This is a genomic window from Mycobacterium sp., from assembly GCF_049647605.1.
GTDB lineage: Bacteria > Actinomycetota > Actinomycetes > Mycobacteriales > Mycobacteriaceae > Mycobacterium.
Window position 1 is genome coordinate 1 of sequence record NZ_JBARXZ010000091.1, and the last position, 2,965, is coordinate 2,965.

Here is a 2,965-nt window from a genome sequence, read left to right on the forward strand (position 1 = left end):
CCCGGGCGCCGGCCGGGCCTCCAGGCCGGCCGGGACGGCCAGGCCGGCCAGGACCGCCAAGCCCGCAAAGTCAGCCGGGACCGCCAAGGCTGCGAGGGCCACCGGTTCCCGCAAACCGGCCCGCACAGGGCATCATGGAGGCAGCTCGCGGACCAGTGCCCGCGGCGGTGCCCCCAAGAGTTCAGAGGCCCCCGCCCGGACGCGGGGTGGGCGCTCACGTGCAGTGGAAAGTCAACGGTCTTCGAAAGGCCGGCGTTCTCTGGAAGGACAGCGGTACGGGTGAACGACTCGGTCCTCAGACCGGCAGACGGCGCTCCCCTTTCGGTGGTGCTCGCCGGTGGGGGTACCGCCGGCCATGTCGAGCCCGCCATGGCAGTTGCCGATGCACTCACGAGGCTCTACCCCCAGGTGCGGATCACCGCCCTCGGCACCGCCCGCGGATTGGAAACCCGGCTGGTACCCGAACGCGGTTACCACCTGGAGTTGATCACGCCGGTGCCGCTGCCGCGTAAGCCGACCGGCGACCTGGTTCGGCTGCCGGTTCGGGTGCGGCGCGCGGTGCGCCAAACCCGCAAGGTGCTCGACGACGTGGCCGCCGATGTGGTGATCGGTTTCGGCGGTTATGTGGCGCTGCCTGCCTATTTCGCCGCCCGCGGCGGCCTCCGGCACCGCCGGGTGCCGGTGGTGATCCACGAAGCCAACGCCAGAGCCGGTATCGCAAACAGGGTGGGTGCCCGGTTGGCGGGCCGGGTGCTCTCGGCGGTGCCCGATTCCGGGTTGCGCGGCGCCGAGGTGGTGGGGGTGCCGGTGCGCGCCAACATCACCGCACTCGATCGTGCGGCGTTGCGAGCGGAGGCCCGGGCGCATTTCGGATTGCCCGCCGACACCCCGGTGCTGCTGGTCTTCGGCGGATCCCAGGGGGCGGTTTCGCTCAACCGGGCCGTCTCGGCCGCCGCGGACCGGTTGGCTGCGCGCGGTATCGCGGTGCTGCACGCCTTCGGCGCGAAGAACACCCTGGAGGTGCTTCCGGCGGCACCCGGGTCCCCGCCGTACGTGGCGGTGCCGTATCTGAACCGGATGGACCTGGCCTATGCCGCCGCCGACCTGGCGATCTGCCGGTCCGGGGCCATGACGGTGGCCGAGGTCTCGGCGGTGGGCCTGCCCGCGGTGTACGTGCCGCTGCCGATCGGCAACGGGGAACAGCGCCTCAACGCGCTGCCGGTGGTCCAGGCCGGCGGTGGCCTGCTGGTCAGCGATGCCGAGCTGACCCCCGACTATGTTGCCGAGGTGGTCGGTGGAGTGCTCGGTGATGCCGATCGGCTTTCGGCGATGACCGATGCCGCCGCCCGGGTCGGGCACCGCGACGCCGCGCAGCGGGTGGCCGCCGTCGCCATGGAGGTCGCGCGGGCCGGTCGGAGGGAACTGCGGTGAGCGTGCCATTGCCAGACGAGCTGCGCCGGGTCCACATGGTGGGCATCGGCGGTGCGGGTATGTCCGGGATCGCCCGGATCCTGCTGGATCGTGGCGCCCTGGTCTCGGGTTCGGACGCCAAGGAATCTCGCGGGGTGCTGGCGTTGCGGGCGCGTGGTGCGCAGATCCGGATCGGGCACGACGCCTCGGCGCTGGATCTGCTGCCCGGCGGGCCGACGACGGTGATCAGCACCCATGCGGCGATCCCCAAGACCAATCCCGAACTGGTGGAAGCACACCGGCGCGGTATCCCGGTGGTGCTGCGGCCGGTGGTGCTGGCCAAGCTGATGGCCGGTCACACCACGCTGCTGGTCACCGGCACGCACGGCAAGACCACCACCACGTCGATGCTCATCGTGGCGTTGCAGCACACCGGATTCGATCCGTCTTTTGCGGTTGGCGGGGAGTTCGGCGAATCGGGCACCAACGCCCATCACGGCAGCGGGTCCTGTTTTGTCGCCGAAGCCGACGAGAGTGACGGTTCGCTGCTGGAGTACGCGCCGAATGTTGCGGTGGTGACCAATATCGAAGCCGATCACCTGGACTTCTTCGGCACTGTCGAGGCCTACCAGGCGGTGTTCGACCAGTTTGTCGACCAGATCGGAGTCGGTGGCGCGCTGGTGGTGTGTGTCGACGATCCCGGTGCCGCGGATCTCGCCGCGCGGGCTGCCGACCGGGGGATCCGGGTGCTGGCCTACGGCAGCGCCGACGGCAGCGTGCCGCTGGCCGCCAAGCTGGTGCGCTGGCAGCAGCAGGGGACCGGCGCCGTCGCCGAGGTGATGCTGGCCGGTGAGTCGCAGCCACGGGTGATGCGGCTGTCGGTGCCGGGCCGGCACATGGCACTCAATGCGGTGGCGGCGTTGCTGGCCGGCCTGGAGGCGGGCGCGCCGGTGGACGGGATGCTCGAGGGGCTGGCCGGATTCGAGGGTGCCCGCCGCCGCTTCGAGCTGGTGGGCACCGCCAACGGGATTCGTGTGTTCGACGACTACGCCCACCATCCCACCGAGGTGCGTGCCGTGCTCGCCGCCTTGCAGACCGTCACCGAACAGGCGGGTGGCGGCCGGGTGATCGGGGTCTTCCAGCCTCATTTGTATTCGCGCACAAAGACTTTTGCTGCCGAGTTCGGCGCCGCCCTCGACGGGGCGGATCGGGTGTTCGTGCTGGACGTCTATGCCGCGCGCGAGCAGCCGCTGACCGGTATCAGTGGTGCCTCGGTGGCTGAGCACATCACCGTGCCGGTGACCTATGTCCCGGATTTCTCCGCGGCGGCGCGCACGATCGCCGAGGTGGCCGCCCCCGGCGACGTCATCGTCACGATGGGTGCGGGCGATGTCACCTTGCTGGGGCCGGAGATTGTCACCGAGTTGCAGCTCCGGGCAGCGCGGTGACACACCCCGACAATCCCGAGGCGCCGGCGCAACCGCAGCCGGCCGATCCCCAGCCGGCAGATCCCGACTCGGGCGCCGAGCAGGCCGCCCCGGGGCAGGGCGAAGAC

Annotated in this window: 2 protein-coding genes; both read left to right on the forward strand. The window is 70.9% G+C overall.

Annotated elements, in window-relative coordinates:
• Nucleotides 1-279 precede the first annotated feature (279 nt).
• Nucleotides 280-1,431 carry an undecaprenyldiphospho-muramoylpentapeptide beta-N-acetylglucosaminyltransferase gene (murG, locus tag WBB07_RS11630; protein WP_526307765.1) on the forward strand — a complete coding sequence of 384 codons (1,152 nt, stop codon included), beginning with the start codon at nucleotides 280-282 and terminating at the stop codon, nucleotides 1,429-1,431.
• 35 nt (nucleotides 1,432-1,466) lie between these two features.
• On the forward strand, nucleotides 1,467-2,858 hold the full coding sequence (gene murC / locus WBB07_RS11635) for a UDP-N-acetylmuramate--L-alanine ligase (RefSeq protein ID WP_526307767.1): 1,392 nt from the start codon (nucleotides 1,467-1,469) through the stop codon (nucleotides 2,856-2,858).
• The last annotated feature ends 107 nt before the right edge of the window (nucleotides 2,859-2,965 follow it).